This is a genomic window from Vibrio sp. M60_M70 (assembly GCF_037162085.1).
Classification (GTDB): Bacteria; Pseudomonadota; Gammaproteobacteria; order Enterobacterales; family Vibrionaceae; genus Vibrio; species Vibrio diabolicus.
On record NZ_JARLUL010000002.1, the window covers coordinates 1,149,612 to 1,167,542 of the forward strand.

General features: G+C 44.3%; 15 protein-coding genes and 1 pseudogene. 8 read left to right on the forward strand and 8 right to left on the reverse strand.

Annotation, left to right across the window (positions count from 1 at the left end; translation table 11 throughout):
- Positions 1–50: 50 nt before the first annotated feature.
- The 3 genes from P4S59_RS20775 to cutA are packed head-to-tail and all read left to right on the forward strand — an operon-like array spanning position 51 to position 2,342.
- Entirely contained in the window at positions 51–1,760 is a 1,710-nt protein-coding gene (locus P4S59_RS20775; RefSeq protein ID WP_012842305.1) for an SgrR family transcriptional regulator, read from the forward strand.
- A complete protein-coding gene (locus P4S59_RS20780; protein ID WP_012842304.1) occupies positions 1,744–1,995 on the forward strand; it encodes a hypothetical protein in 252 nt (83 codons plus the stop codon). The genes P4S59_RS20775 and P4S59_RS20780 overlap by 17 nt, the downstream gene beginning before the upstream one ends.
- Before the next feature lie 14 nt (positions 1,996–2,009).
- Positions 2,010–2,342 (forward strand): divalent-cation tolerance protein CutA, encoded by a 333-nt coding sequence (cutA, locus tag P4S59_RS20785; RefSeq protein WP_041853070.1) that lies wholly within the window; start codon positions 2,010–2,012, stop codon positions 2,340–2,342.
- On the opposite strand, the gene P4S59_RS20790 is transcribed toward cutA, so the two are convergent.
- Positions 2,304–2,900: a DUF2238 domain-containing protein gene (locus P4S59_RS20790; RefSeq protein WP_301657113.1), complete on the reverse strand. Its 597-nt coding sequence runs from the start codon at positions 2,898–2,900 to the stop codon at positions 2,304–2,306. The two genes, cutA and P4S59_RS20790, sit on opposite strands and share 39 nt — an antisense overlap.
- Before the next feature lie 242 nt (positions 2,901–3,142).
- Here P4S59_RS20790 and P4S59_RS20795 point away from each other — a divergent pair, with 242 nt between their 5' ends.
- The gene (locus P4S59_RS20795; protein ID WP_005376329.1) at positions 3,143–3,982 is read left to right on the forward strand and encodes an isopenicillin N synthase family dioxygenase; all 840 of its coding nucleotides are present in this window, start codon (positions 3,143–3,145) and stop codon (positions 3,980–3,982) included.
- Positions 3,983–4,185: 203 nt separating this feature from the next.
- Positions 4,186–4,806 (forward strand): DNA-J related domain-containing protein, encoded by a 621-nt coding sequence (locus tag P4S59_RS20800; RefSeq protein WP_337168981.1) that lies wholly within the window; start codon positions 4,186–4,188, stop codon positions 4,804–4,806.
- An 82-nt stretch (positions 4,807–4,888) separates the two neighbouring features.
- Here the strand turns inward: P4S59_RS20800 and P4S59_RS20805 are convergent.
- From P4S59_RS20805 to tesA, 4 genes and pseudogenes are all read right to left on the reverse strand, one after another.
- Positions 4,889–6,543, reverse strand: a pseudogene (locus P4S59_RS20805) (P-loop domain-containing protein).
- A 71-nt stretch (positions 6,544–6,614) separates the two neighbouring features.
- Complete coding sequence (locus P4S59_RS20810; RefSeq protein WP_337168982.1) at positions 6,615–8,525, reverse strand: bifunctional diguanylate cyclase/phosphodiesterase; 1,911 nt, start codon at positions 8,523–8,525, stop codon at positions 6,615–6,617.
- Positions 8,526–8,704: 179 nt separating this feature from the next.
- Positions 8,705–9,904 carry an enoyl-ACP reductase FabV gene (gene fabV, locus P4S59_RS20815; RefSeq protein WP_182033675.1) on the reverse strand — a complete coding sequence of 400 codons (1,200 nt, stop codon included), beginning with the start codon at positions 9,902–9,904 and terminating at the stop codon, positions 8,705–8,707.
- An 82-nt stretch (positions 9,905–9,986) separates the two neighbouring features.
- Complete coding sequence (gene tesA, locus P4S59_RS20820; RefSeq protein WP_337168983.1) at positions 9,987–10,589, reverse strand: multifunctional acyl-CoA thioesterase I/protease I/lysophospholipase L1; 603 nt, start codon at positions 10,587–10,589, stop codon at positions 9,987–9,989.
- Between tesA and P4S59_RS20825 the strand changes: the two genes are divergently transcribed.
- The 3 genes from P4S59_RS20825 (at position 10,588) to P4S59_RS20835 (ending at position 15,529) form a co-directional block, all read left to right on the forward strand.
- Positions 10,588–11,280, forward strand: coding sequence for an ABC transporter ATP-binding protein (locus P4S59_RS20825; protein WP_258623361.1), 693 nt, complete (start codon positions 10,588–10,590; stop codon positions 11,278–11,280). The two genes, tesA and P4S59_RS20825, sit on opposite strands and share 2 nt — an antisense overlap.
- Positions 11,280–13,736 (forward strand): ABC transporter permease, encoded by a 2,457-nt coding sequence (locus tag P4S59_RS20830; RefSeq protein ID WP_337168984.1) that lies wholly within the window; start codon positions 11,280–11,282, stop codon positions 13,734–13,736. Before P4S59_RS20825 ends, P4S59_RS20830 begins: the two co-directional genes overlap by 1 nt.
- A gap of 353 nt (positions 13,737–14,089) precedes the next feature.
- Entirely contained in the window at positions 14,090–15,529 is a 1,440-nt protein-coding gene (locus P4S59_RS20835) for an FAD-dependent oxidoreductase (protein WP_337168985.1), read from the forward strand.
- 27 nt (positions 15,530–15,556) lie between these two features.
- Here the strand turns inward: P4S59_RS20835 and P4S59_RS20840 are convergent, their stop codons facing one another.
- The 3 genes from P4S59_RS20840 to P4S59_RS20850 are packed head-to-tail and all read right to left on the reverse strand — an operon-like array spanning position 15,557 to position 17,927.
- A complete protein-coding gene (locus P4S59_RS20840; protein WP_225461091.1) occupies positions 15,557–16,492 on the reverse strand; it encodes a biotin-dependent carboxyltransferase family protein in 936 nt (311 codons plus the stop codon).
- Entirely contained in the window at positions 16,489–17,172 is a 684-nt protein-coding gene (locus P4S59_RS20845; RefSeq protein ID WP_301612825.1) for a 5-oxoprolinase subunit B family protein, read from the reverse strand. Before P4S59_RS20845 ends, P4S59_RS20840 begins: the two co-directional genes overlap by 4 nt.
- Positions 17,172–17,927, reverse strand: a complete 756-nt coding sequence (locus P4S59_RS20850) for a 5-oxoprolinase subunit PxpA (protein ID WP_074190669.1) — start codon at positions 17,925–17,927, stop codon at positions 17,172–17,174. Before P4S59_RS20850 ends, P4S59_RS20845 begins: the two co-directional genes overlap by 1 nt.
- Between the last annotated feature and the right edge of the window lie 4 nt (positions 17,928–17,931).

Below are 17,931 nucleotides of genomic sequence, written 5' to 3' on the forward strand. Positions count from 1 at the left end.
AAAAATGAGGAAACTTAGCTTATCAACAATAAGATAAGAATTTCCTCTTTATGAGTAGCCCTCGTTTACGTGTTCAGTTCGAAACACTGTTTGAAAAATTCGCCGGTCACGATACGGACGTTCAGCTAGAAGACATTACCGAAGCGCTGTTTTGTACACGTCGCAATGCCCGTATTGTTCTCAATAAATTAGAAGAGGAGGGCTGGATTGAATGGCATCCAGCGGCGGGTCGAGGAAAACTCTCAAAACTCGTTTTCAAACGTAACCGTAGCGATGTCAGTGAAAACCTCGCCAGACGTTATCTCGACGAAGGGAAAATTGGCCAGGCTCTAGATGCGCTTGATAACGACGCGGCTCGATTAACGCAGGTTATTCAGGGTTATTTAGGGCTTCAGCATCGGCAGGGCGAACAGGTGGTACGTTTGCCATATTACCGACCATTGGCGATGTTAAACCCACAGAAACCGATGCGGCGTTCTGAACAGCACATCGCCCGACAAATTTTTAGCGGGCTCACTCGTCTTGATGAAAATGAACAACTTCAGCCAGATTTAGCCCACACATGGGAAGCCATTTCTGATACACACTGGCGTTTTTATCTTCGTCGTGGGGTGCGTTTTCATAATGGTGAACCGTTATCAACCAGTTGTGTACTTGAAAGTGTGCTTGCACTAAGTAGCCTGAACCTGTTTTCTCATATAAAAAAGGTATCTTCACCACAGGAATGGACCGTCGATATTGAACTCGTCCGTCCTGATCGCTACCTGCCTTTGGCGCTGAGTGAGTCGCAAGCAAAAATTTTGCTACCAAGCGCTTTGCGTTCAGAAAACTTCGATAGACAACCGATAGGGACTGGGCCGTTCCAAGTTAAAATGAATGATGATAAGCGTCTCATTTTGACTGCTTTTGATGGCTACTTTGGCTTTCGTCCCTTGCTGGACCAAGTTGAGGTGTGGGTAATTGATGAAGCGTACTCTTCAATGGTCTATCCAAGCTTGTCTAAGCCAAAGATGGATAAACAAGGTTCATCTGATGAGGTCGAGCTTGATCCTGGCTGTACATTTCTATTACTAAACAAAAACACCGGGATTGCAAAAGACCCACGCTGGGCAGAATTTCTATCACAAACTCTCAACAGTCACCAGATTTACGCGCATGTTCCTCAAGATAAAGTGATGGAATTGGGTGTATTGCAAGCCTTTGGCCTTAAGCCAGGTTGGATTGATCTTAGGCCAGCAGAGGCGGGCAGCGTGCCGCAGGCTGATAAGGTGATTTCCGTAGCGTATCAGAAAAAGCATCCGATGTTTCCAGTAGTTGCCAAGGCCATCAAGACACTCTTAAAACCGCACGGTATAGAGGTCGAGTTTATTCGTTATGATTCTCAACCGCCCGCACCGGAGGAAGTGGATATTTGGGTGAAAGCCATGGGTATTGCAACGAATCGAAATGACGCGTTGGCTGGTTGGCTTCTGGATTACAGTGATATTGAGAAATTCAGTTCTGGTTACGATTTTAGCGAATGGGCGAAGCTCGTTGATCAGTGGCGTGCTGGTGTTTATCCAGACTTCCCTGCACGTGAGTTAGGACGTCAGTTGGTAAAAAGTTGTCAGGTGATTCCGATGTTTCACTGCTGGTTGGGTGTCAATAAAGACCACAGCGGCGCCTTACAAAATGCAAAGTGTAATGCCTTAGGTTGGTTTGACTTTAATAACGTATGGGTAAAACCTGATATAGAAATGAATCATGGCGAAACCGAATAAGAAACAGCCGACGAAAACCGTCGATATCTATTGCTCAAAGTGTAAAACTCAACTATTCAAGTACCGTAAAGGCGGAAAAGGCGCACTGGTCAAGTGCTTCAAAGAGCGCATTGTTGACGATTTCACACAAACTCCATGCACCTGTCCCAGTTGCGGGCAAGAGTTTGCAAGAGATACCCTAGTGAGAGGAACGCCCGCTTACAAAATGATTGGCGGCAAAGTGACAATGAAATAATGAAGGGCTAGAAAATGAGTATAAAACATGACTACTGCATGGTGTTAAGCACAACCAGCAACGAAAAAAATCGAGATCAGATCATTAAAGGTTTGCTAGATGCCCAATTAGCCGCGTGTATTCAAACGATGCCTATTGAAAGTCACTATGTGTGGAAAGGGGAGATTTGTACTGACAACGAATGGTTGCTGGTGATCAAAACTCGCCGAGAGCTCTATGAATTGGTGGAAGAGAAAATAGAAAACCTGCACGAATATGAAGTAGCACAGATCGTACAGGTTCCAATTGTTGATGGGTTTAACCCTTATTTAGAGTGGCTGAGAAAATCGACGCTGAGCCGACATTAAAAACAGCGACAACGCTGCACCGACGGTGTCGCACAACATATCTTTCTGGGCGTCCCATATGTCACCTTGCGAGCCCAGAAAGGCGATTCCTTCATCGCCGCCAGCCAATTCTGCATACCACCATTCGATAATCTCATAGCCTGCTGCAAGCGACATGATCGCAAACAAAGCAAACCAGCAAGAGAACGTTTTGTTGAACTTGTTCTTGTGTATCAAGTATTCAGCTATCGGATACGCATAAAGGCCAATCGAAAAGTGCGCAACGCGATCAAAGTTGTTTCTATCTGAACCAATCATGTCGTTAAACCAGTCAAATGGTACTTCGGAAAACGTATATTTCGCTCCGATAGTGTGCAAACAGAGCCAGATGAACATTAAAAAGTAAGCCGTATTACTGAATTGATAGCGAATCGAAATTGTCCAAATAGCAACAAGAATACCAATTGCTGGAATAATCTCCGCAAACCAAACGGCACGTGAGTTAGGTTCTAACGCAGAAAATAAAAACACGATGGCATAAAAAATCGTCAATCCTAAGAGTGTCGAGGTGCTTTTCATAGAGTTACTTGATCCTTCAATTTATCTTACAGTGGGACTCCATAGACTTGGGTAATGATTACACTTAATTGAACGGTGTGCAATTGTTATTTTGATGGTGTTTTTGATCACTGAAAATGTTGATTTATTGCCAAACTGCTCAACATTAAAACGTTTGCGCGTGCACTTTTCATTAAAGTTTGATTTACAACATGCCCATCCATAGAATCCGTGATTCAGTCTAATAAAAAAGAAGTAAAGCCATGAAACTGGAAACTGTCGATTATCTTGCTGACGATGCTGCTCAACAGTTCGTTACCTCTCTGCGCGAAACAGGGTTCGGTGTGTTGAAAAACCACCCGATTCCACAAGAGCTTGTAGAGTCAATTTACAAAAACTGGCATGAGTTTTTCTGTTCAGATCAAAAGAATGATTTTCACTTTAACGTAGACACCCAAGATGGCTACTTCCCACCTTCTGTGTCTGAAGTAGCGAAAGGGCACAAAGTGAAAGACATCAAAGAGTACTTTCATGTTTACCCTTGGGGCCAGATCCCAGAGCAACTTAAAGCTGAAATCTTAGAGTACTATGAGCGGGCGAATGCATTTGCTCAGGAGCTATTAGGCTGGGTTGAAGCGTACGCACCTAAGGACGTTCAAGAGAAGTTTTCTATCGCGTTGTCAGAAATGATCAATAACAGCGACAAAACATTACTACGCGTTCTTCACTACCCACCAATGACAGGGGAAGAAGAGCCAGGCGCTATCCGTGCTGCCGCGCATGAAGACATTAACCTGCTAACGGTTCTGCCAGCCGCTAATGAGCCTGGACTGCAAGTAAAGAGCAAAGAAGGTGATTGGATTGATGTACCCTGTGACTTTGGTAACTTAATTATCAACATTGGTGATATGCTTCAAGAAGCGTCGGGCGGTTACTTTCCTTCAACGACTCACCGTGTAATCAACCCAACGGGTGGCCGTCAAGAAAAGTCGCGTATTTCATTGCCGTTGTTCTTGCATCCAAAGCCAGAAGTGGTTTTGTCTGAGCGCTACACCGCACATAGCTACCTTATGGAACGTTTACGTGAACTAGGGGTTATTTAACCTTTACGTGATCTCCTTACAAAGGCCGATGGTTGATGACTATCGGCCTTTTGTTGTTTATGGTACAAAATGATACCCACGCTTCATTCGGTGCCACAGAAATTAGGCCTGAAATACGCGTCAGCAAGCATTTTTACCAGTACAGATGAGCAGCCTTCTCTGAGATTAGTGTGATGCTTCAATATTAAAAACAGAGAGGATGAATGGAAGGACAACGCACGGTCAGTAGTATTGAGACTCATGCAATAGAAAACCCGTTGCTTTGGCCAATGCTAGAAATTCTTAGAAAGCAGCCTTCCGATTGGAAAGTTCACACCTTAGCAAGCAAGTTGAGTGAACAGGGCTACATTTCGAAATTGGATGATTCTCCTGATAAGGATTTATTCAAACGAAATTTCTTAATCATGAACGCGCTGTACCAACTGCAAGAAACGCTTTACCCAGATGCCTGGCTGCAAGTTGAAGCGATGAATATCCAGCTGATGTCTTCGTTAGAAGCTTCGAGGCATATCGTTGATATTAACGACCCTTTGCGTGAATATTATCTGGATTGGCGCAACTACGAAGCGGACGAAGATGAAGTGCGTCGATTGTTGAATGAATTTTGGACCACTTATCAAAAATTCATTGGTGGTTCGTCTACAGTCGGCGTGGATAAAACAAAAGCACTCTCACTGTTTGAGCTTAACCCTGATGCAACACCCGCAGAAATTAGAAAGCAGTGGCGAAAACTCGCGCTTCGTTGGCATCCTGATCGAGAAAATGGTGATGCAGAAAGGTTTAGAATTCTTTGTGAAGCGTGGAATGTACTGAGAAACGAATGATTCGGTATGAATAAAGATAAAGGAAGGCAGCTAACTATTAACTGCCTTTTTTCATTGGATTGTCTCAATCAGCGTATCAAAACTAGCATGAAGGCTTAAACTGAGATTTTCTCATGCGATTAAGCGCAGCCATTACGTCTAGTGTGCGTGGTTTGGCTAAGTCCCCTTGCTTAGGAAGCGATGCATGCCACTCACCAGACAGCATTTCTTCAATTTCTTTCGCTGGATGATTACACCAGCCTGGAAGCTGAGCGATTTGGAACCATAACCAGCCAATCGTGTTGACTTCATCAGCGGACTCAATCTGTTCCAAAGCGCTAAGGTCAGTAAACTCTTTGCCAAATCGAAGTGACTCTTTGCCTTTCGCATTCACACGGAATTTACCGTCAGTGAGAATATTCATCAAAGCAACGCGATTCAGGGCGCGAGGCGGGAAGGTTTGTAAACGTTCTTCCGATTCGTTATGACGTTGAGTAGGGTGCTGAGCGATCACTTCTTTCGCTTTTTCTGTCACATCAACCGCTTGGTAGTCGTGCATCTGAATGACTGTGTCGGCAACGTCTAAGTAGTCGCCTGAACCACCCATAACGATAATGGTAGAGATATCGAGATCATCTCGCAATTGACCAATGCGATCGACAAGAGGAGTAATTGGTTCATCACCTTTTGCCACCAATGCCTGCATACGTTCATCTCGAATCATGAAGTTCGTCGCAGAGGTGTCTTCATCAATCAATAACGTGCTCGCACCCGCTTCAATAGACTCTTGAAGCCAAGCGGCTTGTGATGTTGAGCCTGATGCATCTTGAGTCGAAAAATCCGCAGTATCTTTACCCATTGGCAAATGGTTGATGTAATTCGACAGGTTCAAATGATGCACGCATCGACCATCTTCGGCGCGGATCTTCATTGCTTTGTCATCAGCTACGATGTATTCACGACCATCTCCTGGAATATGATCGTAAATCGAACGCTCAATCGCATTCAGTAAGGTAGATTTACCGTGGAAACCGCCACCTACGATAAGAGTAATGCCCTTTGGAATCCCTAATCCCGTGACATGGCCTTTGTTTGGCGCATGTAAAGTCACTTGCAGCGATTCCGGGGCTTTGAACTCAACCGCCTCTTTCATTGGGAGATCACAGTTGCCAGCAATTCGAGGAAGAATGCTGCCATTTGCGACAAACGCAACTAGGTTATTGACTTCTAACTGTGCACGCAGGGCATCTTGGTCTTCAACAACTTGGCAATGCTCAATCAATGCTGCTTTGTCGAGTTCACGTTCTAAGGTCGCTCGACGGATAAACTTAGGCAAATGGAAAGTCAGTATGTTGTTGGCTTTTTCCCCAACACTGAACGACCTTCAGCAGGCAAGTTAACTCGAAAACGCAGTTCAATACTTTCCTCGGTAAACAATACTGCGGTGCTATCCAACACAGTTTGGCCATTCAATGAAATGGATACGGAGTTTTCTTGTTTAGCAAACTGCTCAAAACTTCGCGCAATAAAATCACGTGCTGCTCGTTGAAAAGCAGGGGACTCGTCTTTTAACCATTCCAGACCAGTCAAGGACCAGGCGCGAGTTGCACGAAAACGTGACGCTGAAGCATACGGATCTCCTTGTACGTGATCGATGAACAAAGTGAAATCAGTGAAGTCGTATTGACCTTTGATTTGCTGATAAGCGCGGTAGTTCTGCTTTTCAATTTTCTTAAGCGTGGCAGTCAACTGATCCATGAAGATATTGGCCTTTTAATAGAAGCGGGCGGCGATTATAGAAACCACCGACACCTTAGTAAAGAGAATGCTTAGGAAGAGTAGGCGTATTGTCCGCCTGAAAGACGCTGATTAAACAAACTTTGCTCAAATTCATTACAAGGCATCGGTTTACCATAGAGAAAGCCTTGCCCAATATCACAACCCTCACCAATAAGAAACTGCTCTTGTTGGGGGGATTCAATGCCCTCAATAACCACTTGGAGGTCCAGTTTTTTAGCTATGTGTATGATAGAGCAAATGATCGCACGATCATCGTCCGACTTTTCCATTTGCTGGACAAAGCTCTTATCAATCTTGATGGCATCAAATGGGTATTTCTTCAAATAGCTGAAAGAGGCGTACCCTGTACCGAAGTCATCTAGTGACAACGTCACACCTAGTTCGTGCAATTTGTTTAGCGTTGTGCGTGCTACGATTTCATCGGCAATTAAAGCGCTCTCGGTCACCTCGAGTTCGAGAAAATGTGCTGGTAAGTGAAAGGATTCGAGTAGGTGTTGCACTTGCTCCGCAAAGTTCACGTTTTGTAATTGAATTGGAGATACGTTAACGGCAATTTTAAAATTATCAATTAACTCCGACCACTGTTTAGCTTTGTCTATCGCGGTACGAAGAACAAAAGAGCCAACTTCAAAAATAAGTCCGTTTTGTTCGGCCATATGTATTAATGCTTCGTTAGAGACGTCTCCCAGTATTGGGTGTCTCCAGCGCAGCAATGCTTCTGCGCCAATCCATTTGTGAGTATGGGGATGAACTTTGGGCTGAAAGTACAGCATCAGGTCGTCATTTCTTACCGCTTGCAATAAGTAGCTTTCCAATTGATTGTGGTTGTTTAGCTCATTCGAATGACTTTCACAAAAATAACTATACGCTTCGCCAGACTCTTTACACAGCAGCATGGCATAGCATGCATTTTGAAGAAGTTGTTTGGCATTGCTGGTTTGGTGGGCTTGTACAACACCAATATAAGAGTTGAGGTGAACCTCTGTGTCTTTTATATAAAAGCTTCCCAAGCCAATATTGGTGATATCATCCAGTAGCTTACGCAATTTCATATCAATATCGTTGCCCCAAATGAGTAATACAAGGTCATTCGAGCTCGGCCTCCCGGTAACAAAATAACTCGATTCTCGTTTACCAAGGCGATACCGAAATTCCTTTAATATCTCGTCAAAGGCCTCAAAGCCATACCGGGTTTGGATACTGCGAGCATTACTAAAGCCAATGTTTATCACGAGCAGTGATTGCTGGCTATGATCCAACGTTCCGAGCGTTTCTCCGACAACTCTTTCAAGTGCTGCGCGGTTTAAGAATCCGGTTCCCTGATCGTGTGTTTTTTGGTAGCTCACTTGTTTTTCTGCGGCCTTACGACGATCAATCTCTTTTGTTAGGGAGTAACTCAACTGCGCTAAGTCCGTAGTACGGTTCTCAACTCTATTTTTGAGTTCATTATTAAGACGCTGGAGTTTGTGTTGCTGATACACGACGGAGAGCTGCGCTTCGATTGAGTCTTTGAAAGTTCCGAGCAATTGGCGGTAAGTGTCGCTGTATTCATTCTTCTTGGAATCAAGCATGCAGATAGTTCCAAACGTCTCTCCGTTTGGCCAGAATAACGGTAAACCGCAATAAGATATCATGCCTAGTTTGATGTCAGGGTTATTGCACCATTCTTCATCCTCGAGCGCATTAGGAACCATGAGTTCGCTCTTATGCTCAATGACATGCTCACAGTACAAACCGTTGCCGAGTAGTTCAGCATCGCCGGTACGATAGGGGTTACCTTGAGTTTCACTGGATGTGTTGACTTCAATACGATCTGGATGGATACGCATGATTAATGTGGTGGGTACGTGCGTTATTTGAGCCAGTAAGTTGACGATTTCCTGCCAACTTTTTTGCATAGACTCAGGGATTTCATAATCTAATGTTTGCAATCTCCCCATATAGGTCATCCTTTACGTGGTTTCACTTCCTGTGAATTTAAAATGTAGACTGCTCTATCTTGTTCTCGGTTTTTAATTAAGTATAGGGTGGCTGGGGCTTGATACAAAAAAAGTCCTGAAAAGTGTTCAGGACTAGGAATAGTTATCACATATCTCATACTTGAAACAGATAACAAGCATTAAGGTTTAAGCGATTTTAGCGACTCAATAGAAATGTCTTGCGAATAGTCGACGTCTTCAAAGTTAAAGCCATTTAGCTTCATAAACTCATCTTTAAAGCCTTGGTAATCACCAATCTCTTTAAAGTTATTCGCGTTCATTTGCTCTAAAAGAGCATGGACTTCTTGTTGTACTTGCGGGTCAAGCTCTAAGTCGTCTATTCGGATTAAGCGTTCGCCGTCAACAGGCACTTTATCTTGATCGTACAATTTAGTGGTAAACAGTCGCTGCATTTGTTCAATACAACGTTCGTGAGTACCTTTTTCCTTCATCACTCGATACAGTGCTAAAAGGTAGGGACTTAGCGCAGGAATGAACACACTGGCTTTCGTCACCAGCGCCTTACACACTGTTGCGTAAGCACCGCCGTCAAAGTTGGCAAGTTTTAGATTCAACGAGTGACTTGTTTGGTGTAAATCGATTTTCGCTCGACCTAACGTACCATCGAGATAGATAGGGTGCGTAACGTCTGGTCCCATGTAAGAAAACGCGATGGTTTTGCAGCCTTGTGCAATCGAGTCGTTATTAATCAGTGTATCAATCCAGCTTTCCCAGTCTTCACCGCCCATCACTTTGATAGTGGCTTCGGCCTCTTCCTCTGTTGCGGGAGTTAAAGTGGTTTCAACCCACTGATCGTTCTCCAGCATAATTGAAGCGCCAGTGACAGACTCACCAATAGGCTTAATGACACTGCGCCAAAACTCATCAGACTCTGGTTTAGGTCGAACACCCGTTGCTAAGCTATAGATGACTAAATCAACTTCACCTTCAAAGTACGTTTCAATGGCTTCAATCACTTGATTGCGGACAGAGTCAGAGAATGCGTCACCAACAATATTGATGGCGGTACGCCCCGCGTGATTTGCTTCTTGTTTAAAAAAGATGTTGTTATACCAACCCGCACTTCCAACGCCTTTGTCTGAAGGCCCGCGCTCGAAGGAGACACCAATGGTATCAGCTTTAGCACCTCCGAAGGTGAGGGCAATACGAGCCGCTAACCCGAAACCAGAGGAAGCACCAATAATCAAAACCCGTTTTGGACCGCTTTTGATCTGCGGGGCGTGTTTTACGTATTCAATTTGCTCTTTAATGGATGCATGACACCCGTATGGGTGAGCAGAGCGAGCAACAACACCTTGAATTAAAGGGTCTATTCGCATGTTGTTATCTATCCTCGATGAGTGGAATTGAAAATAGATTAACGTAAAGTTAAGTAAAACTTATTGAGCTAGACCATTAAAATTAGAGATGTTTAATTAATTCTTGAGCAACAAAGTCAGCAATCCAAGGCTGTGCATCAGGCTTTGGGTGAAAGCCATCATCCATCATCCACTCGGGTTTGATGACCACATGCTCCAAGAAGAATGGCATCAAGGTAACTTGTTGATGTTGTGCAAGCTTAGGGTAGATATCGTAAAACATATCGCTATAGCGCTTACCATAATTAGGTGGCACTCGAATTTGCATCATGACAACGTCCGCACCTGAATCTTTTATCATGGTAATCATTTTTGAGAGATTCGACGTAATAAGTTTAGGAGGGAAACCTCTTAGGCCATCGTTGGCACCTAACTCAATGAGCACCATATCAGGGCTGTGCTGGGTTAGCAGCTGTGGTAATCGAGCTAAGCCGTTGCCTGTGGTATCGCCAGAAATGCTGGCATTAATAACTGTTACATCTTGACCATGTTCTGACAACGCATCAGGGAGTAAGCTAGGCCAACTCTTTTCGATCGGCATCTGATAGCCCGCGCTCAGGCTATCACCTAAGACAAGTAGCTTTTCGCTCGCATGTGCAGTAGCGGAAAAACAAAAAAATAGAACTAAGGAAAGTATACGAATCATGCAAACACCTGTACTTAATGCACCTATTGTTCAAGCCAATTTGGTTTCTAAACAAGTCTCTACTAATCAAGAGCAATTAACAATCCTCAAAGATGTAAATGTTGACATCAGGAAAGGAGAAAAAATCGCCATCGTCGGTACTTCCGGTGCGGGTAAGTCAACGTTGATGACGTTGTTAGCTGGCCTTGATACACCAACATCAGGTGAAATTACCTTGTTAGGTCATGAGTTATCAAAACTTGACGATGAAGCTCGCGCAAAAATTCGCGCTGACTCTCTAGGTTTTGTTTTCCAAAGTTTCTTATTAATCCCGAGCTTGAGTGCATTACGCAATGTCACGCTTCCTTGTCTTTTACGTGGTGAAGCCGAAGACGAAGCAAGAGCCGCCGAATTATTAACCGCTGTTGGATTGGAAAAACGTATCGATCATCTTCCAAGTCAATTATCTGGTGGTGAACAACAACGTGTCGCGCTAGCACGTGCCTTTATGACACAGCCTGAACTGTTGTTCGCAGACGAGCCTACCGGCAATCTTGACCATCAAACCGCAGACAAAGTGATTGAGCTGCTATTCGATCTTAATGAGCAGCATGGAACAACGCTGATATTAGTTACACACGATGGTCATCTAGCAAGTCGATGTGACCGTATTTATCGTATGGAGGCGGGTGAGCTTAAGGAGGAGGTGTAATGTCTGCAGTATCATCAAGCGAAGCAACATCGACAGAAAGAAGCAGTGCAATAAAACACTCGTCAAACAAAAGCCTAATACGTTGGAGTTTCGGCGAAATAAGACAGGGGAACCTTTGGCCTATTAGCGTTGCTCTTATTCTTGTGATTGCGAGCATCTTTGCGCTTTCTGCATTAGCGGAGCGAATGGAGCAGGTGATCGTCAAACAGGGGAAGGATGCATTGACAGCGGATGCGGTGTTTGTGTCTGCTAATCCTATACCTGACACGTTGTTAACCTCGACTGAAAACCTAGAACGTTCAACGATGACACGATTTGCCACGATGGCATTTAGCGACAATGGTATGCAGTTGATTTCTGTAAGGGCAGTGGACGACAATTACCCTTTAATGGGAGAACTGGTACTAGACAACAACCCATCCGGTCGCGTTAAAGAGAACCAACTCTGGCTTGATGAGCGGATTATGGCTCAACTAGACGTCAAGCCGGGTGACAGCGTCACTATAGGCGATGCCGATTTTACGGTTTCAGGTGCAGTGCTGATGGAACCTGGATTAAGCTTTAACCCATTTCAGCAAATGCCTTCTGCATACATCCATCAAAAAGACGTTGAGAAAACAGGAGCAATTCAAGTCGGGAGTCGAGTTCAATACCGTCTGTTTCTACAAGCCGATGATAAAACGCTAAAAGGCCTGCAAGAAGATACTGTTCTTTCTCCTAGTGATCGCTGGCGCACGCAAGATACTGCCAGTCGTAGCAATGAGGTTTTTGAACGTACGACGCAGTATCTGTCGTTGACCGTAGCGATTGTCATCATTATGGCGGCGACAACATTGGTTCTTACTTGCCAAAACTATGTGAATAGTCGAACACAAACCATTGCGATGCTAAAAAGCCTTGGCGCAAGTCGACGATGGATTGAAAAATGGCTGTTTATTCAAGTCACAATCCTGCTCATTAGCGCCAGTGTCGTTGGGTTATTGTTGGGGAGTGGGCTGGAGTACTTGTTGCGCATTCCACTCAAAGACTTATTACCCGAGCCATTACCTAGTTACGGCGTCACTCCATATTTGGTGTCGTTTATCTCAGCGGTCCTGATCACCGTTCCTGCCCTTGGCATACCATTGTTGGGTTTGATTAAAACTCCAGCCTTAGAAGTGCTACAGCAGGGCAAAGCACAACGTTCTTGGAAGCGAATGTTGCTCGTTCTAGTCCCCGTTGTTCCATTACTTTTGCTTTATGCTGATAACACCTTAGTTTGGATTGTTCTTATTGGTATTGCAGTACTTTTTGTTGTGCTTGCTGCAGTGAGCGTCGCACTCACAAAATTGTTTGCGCGTATTTCAACACAACCTGCCATGAAGCTTGCGTTGAGTCGTATCAACCGCACGCCAGTAACCAGTGGCCTGCAGTTTGGTGCTTTGGCGTTGTCTTTGATGCTGCTATCTATTATCTGGCTTGTGCGCAGCGATATTCTCGCGGATTGGGAGAGAACCTTACCTGCAGACGCACCAAATGTCTTTGCATTAAATATTGGTGATTACGAACTCGATAGCTACCTAGAAACCTTAGATAAAAATGGGGTTACACGGTCACAAGCTTATCCAATTATTCGTGGTCGATTGACAGAGATTAATGGTCAAAACGTCAAAGAGATTGAATACGAAGGAGAAGGCTCTGACGCAATACGTCGTGAATTGAACCTTACGTGGGGAAACAGCCTGCCAGAGTATAATGATGTGCTTGCGGGTGAATGGACAAATAAAGGGAGTGTCTCTGTAGAAGCCGATGTAGCAAATGACTTGGGCATCGAACTTGGTGACAAACTGCGCTTTGTTATTAATAGCCAGAACTACGATGCGGTAGTAGATACCATTCGTTATGTTGAATGGCGTGATATGAAGCCTAACTTTTACTTTATTTTCTCATCCGACGTTATGGCTAATCTACCGGGTTCTTACCTCATCAGTTATAGAATTGATGAAGGGAACGAAGCACTATTAACGTCTATGTCTCGATCTCACCCAACGGTATCTGTTTTAGATATTCGTACCATGGGCGAAAAAATCCAGGATTTGATTCAACAAATCGTATCGGCAATCACTATTCTTGCTCTTTTAGGCGTGGTTGCGGGGTTGCTACTTATCTTTACGCTATTGAGATTAAGCTTATCCCAACGTCAGCAGGAGATCCGTTTGTATCGCACATTAGGTTCAAGTAAAAAACGGATCAATACAACTCTGTGGGCCGAATACGGCATTATGGCGTTGATAGCTAGCGGTGTCGCGGTATTCGCTGCCGAAGTTTGTGTTGCCGCGGTAATGATATATGGCTTCGACCTAAACGCACAAATTCACCCCGAATTGTGGATAGCTTTACCACTGGCAACATTTGTTACGTTGGCACTTGTCGTAATGAGTTTGTTGAAAAGATTGTTAACGCCAGTAAACACTTAATCACTGCAAATGTTATTAAATGCGGAACACTCCATGACACTTTTATTTTAGTTATCCACAAAAACAGTGGATAACTTTTGGGATAACTAAATGGGGTAAAAAGTGGGGTGTTTCTGCAGGCTTTGCGCCATGGGTCTTACAGTGAAATTGTTATTCACATAGGCATAAAAAAGTGTCTTCCTAACCATGTCGTCAAGTACTTTTTTTGCAATTTTTTTCTACTTTAACGCACCATAAAGGCGCAGTTGGATATTTCGCAAACCCATGAACTTTTTGTGATTTTAATCAAGCCCAAACACGAGTAGAATCCACCGTTAGTAAAGAATTTTCCTTATAAAATTTTTAGTGAAGCAATGAAGTCTGAGTTTCCAAATTACAAAGATAAGCACATCGCTGTTGTTGGTGGCGGTGTCGCAGGTGCAACAGCAGCAATTCATTTTGCGGAGCTGGGTTTTAAAGTTTCCGTAATAGAGAAGGGCGTATCACTGGTAAATGGTCCGCCCATTTGCCATTTACATGCAGGTGGCAACTTATATCGAGAGATTTCTGAGCAACAATGTTTAGATTTGTTAGCACAATCCATTGATACCGTTCGCCTATATCCGCTTTCACTGAATATTCGCCCGACGATCATTGCAGTCCCTTATTCTGATGGTGGAGATCCATCCGCACTGATTCCTCGACTAGAGGTGGTGAAAAATGCTTATCAAACGCTCGTTGATAAAGATCAAAGCAACAAAGTGCTTGGTGAGCCAAGCGAATACTACAAATTGTATTCAAAAGAGGATCTAGAAGCACTCGCACAACGCACTCAACCAAGTCACCCTGCAACCTTTGATGAGTGGTGTATTCCTTTTGCTCAACATGCTGATCTAGAAGCGCTAAAGTACCCAGTTGTGGCGGTTCAGGAATATGGCTGGAGTGTTTTTCGCCTTGCCGCAATTGCCAACTTAACGTTGAACGCTCTGCCAAACGCCTCAGTATGCACACAAGCAACGCTCAAACAAGCGGACTGGATGGGTAATCACTGGCAACTTGGTTACGAACGAGATGGCATTGATTATCTTATGACATGTGACTACTTGGTCAATGCATGTGGTTTTGAAACAGGATCCATTGACAATACCATCGGTGCCAAGCGTGATAGGTTAGTTGAGTTTAAAGCCGCTTATGTAACCAAGTGGGCAGACTGCCAACAACTGTGGCCAGAAGTTATTTTCCATGGACCGCGTGGAACTGATAAAGGAATGGCTCAACTGACCCCCTATGGTGATGGTTATTTTCAGCTTCACGGCATGACGAAAGGCATTACGCTATTTGAAGATGGCTTAGTTGAGAGTACGCCGTCCTCAGCTCAGCCCGAACTGCCAGTTCCTTTACTCTCAAAGATACGTAACGGTTGGCGAGAAGAAGTCTTAGAAGAACGAACCAATAATGCTATCAAACACATGGCGCAGTTCATTCCCGACTATCACTCTGCTATCAAAGGGGGAAAAGCCCTGTTTGGTGCCCAGCAAATTCCTGGAACGGATCCGGTACTCAGGGCAGCCGATGTGACCTTTGAAGACAACCATTACGCGCGGATAGAAGTGGTAAAAGCGTCATCAACACTACTCGCAGCGCAAAAAATGCTTCAGTTCTGGTTTGATATTGAACCTAACCAAAATGTGGAATCCCAACATCCTGTCGCTGTGCATTGGTCTGAACAAGAAATTGAGCAGTACGCGATTAAACTCACGCAAGAGCGAGACTATCCGCAAGCGTTAGCAAAGCGTTATGGGATGCCGGCATAACAGTTACGTATGGGCTCAGAGGTTGTATTAATATCCAAAAAACTGAGCCCATTGGCACCATACTTCTTGCAAGCCTTGTCTATCTCCTTTCACAAAATTCACTTTTTGCCCGGGTTTCGCCTGTGCCAACCTTGGCAGGTCAATACGTGCTACACAGCCAAACTTAGGATAGCCACCGATGGTTTGGTGATCGTTGAGCAACACAATGGGATTACCATCGTTAGGAACTTGAATCGATCCTAGCGCAATTCCTTCCGACAGTACGCCTTCGTAAGGCGGTTTGATTTTGTTTCCCTCAAGACGATAGCCCATTCGATTTGAATCAGGGGATATGGTGAATGCGTTGCTATAAAAGGCTTGGCGAGTGTCTTCATCAAAGTCCTCATTTTGATAGCCTTCAATCACTCTCAGCTTAATGGGTAAGTTGTAATCCGGCTTAAAGCGAAACGTCATCAGCCTTGGTTTGTGTTTCGGTAAGTTATGAGGAAAAAAGGGAAGAATATCGCCTGCTTTTAAAGCGCCACCATTTGAGTCATAACCACCAAGAGATTCTCTCGTGACTGTAGAGGCACTTCCTAAGTGCTGAGCAATATCGAATCCACCTTTAACCGCAAGATAGGATCGAAGTCCATTTTTTGCGACTCCGAACTGCAGCTTCTGCCCCTTCTTCAACGTAAAGTCAGACCAATTTGAGATAGGCTCACCATCTACTTTTGCATTCAAATCACCACCACATATTGCAAGATGGCAGTTATGTAGTGCGACAAAGCAAGCGTTACCCAAAGTAATTTCAATCGCTGCACAATTGACTACGTTACCAAGTAAATGGTTTGCCCAACTGTAGGCGTAATCATCTACGGGGCCACCTTGAGTCACGCCAATATGCGCTAAGCCAAAACGACCAAAGTCTTGAATCAAAGAAAGTGGCCCTGACTTTTCCACCAGCAATCCAGCGTAACTCATAGAACACCTCCTAACTCGATAAACTTTTGTTTGGAAATGGCATTAAACGTGACCTTGTCACCTACTTCAAACGGTATAAAAGGTGGCGTATCAGAGAAAAGGGGAAGCGGGCTTCTACCGATAATGTTCCATCCGCCAGGACTATCTGATGGATAGACGGCCGTTTTAGAGTCTGCGATTCCCACGCTTCCGGCTGGTACTCGCGTTCTTGGTGTAGCTAACCTTGGCATATGTAATTGAGTATCGACATCGGAGAGGAATGCAAAACCTGGAGCAAAACCAATCGCTGAAACCGCATACTCGGCCTGAGTATGTAAAGAAATGAGCGCGTCTAATGATAGTCCACGATCTTGAAAGCGGGACAAATCTAGCGCGGTTTCTTCGGAGTAGTATACGGGAATAGTGATGTGGTTAGGTTGAGCAAGGCTGAGCGATTGAGTATCAAACTGACGGATCATTTGATGCAGTTTATGCACTAAATCTTTTTCATTGATTCGAAAAGGCAAGTAATCAATCAGGATGGTTTGATAGGATGGGACTACGTTCATAATGATTGACGCTAGAGTGTCTTTGATGTTTCGAGCAAGTTCTCCGACCGCATTTTCAGAGATATTCTCGTCAAACTTAATGAAAATACTGCACTCAGAGATCAAAGAGATACTAAATTTCTCTTTATGCATTAATTTCCTCCCGCGTATAGGCTTTGACGGATCTTTTGGATCAGCGCGATCGACTCTTCATTGTCACCATGAACACAAATCGTATCGGCTTCCAGTAAAATGTAGCCGCCAGAAGCGGTTTTGACACGCCCAGAGTCTGCTAACGTACGGACTTGCTCAAGTATCGCATGCTCATTCTTTAACACGGCATCAGGCTGTGTCCTAGGTGTAAGTAATCCGTCATCTTGATACAAGCGGTCTGCAAATGCTTCAAACAGCAAGGGAACGTCATAGTCATCTGCGATTTCTAAGTATTTTTCGTTTTCCTGTGACGCTAAAATCATTAACGGCACTTTGAATAAAGCTGCCGCCTTTACGACTGCTCTAAATATCGCATCACTTTTCATCATGTCGTTGTATAACGCGCCATGAGGCTTTATATAGCTGATATCTGTGTATTGAGCCCGACAAAGTGCCTGTAAAGCGCCTACTTGGTATATAACCATGTTAGTAATTTCATCACCCGTCATGTTTATACTGCGCCTGCCGAAGCCTTGGAGGTCGGCGTAGCCCGGGTGTGCTCCAATATCAACATCGTTGTCGTTGGCGAGAGTGATAGTGTCGTGCATGACATTAGGATCGGAAGCATGAAAACCGCACGCGATGTTTGCCATATCAACATGAGGCATAACATCTTCGTCTGCCCCCATAATCCAAGAGCCAAAGCTCTCACCCATGTCACAGTTCAATGTAAGTTGCTGTTTATTCAATGTCATACGT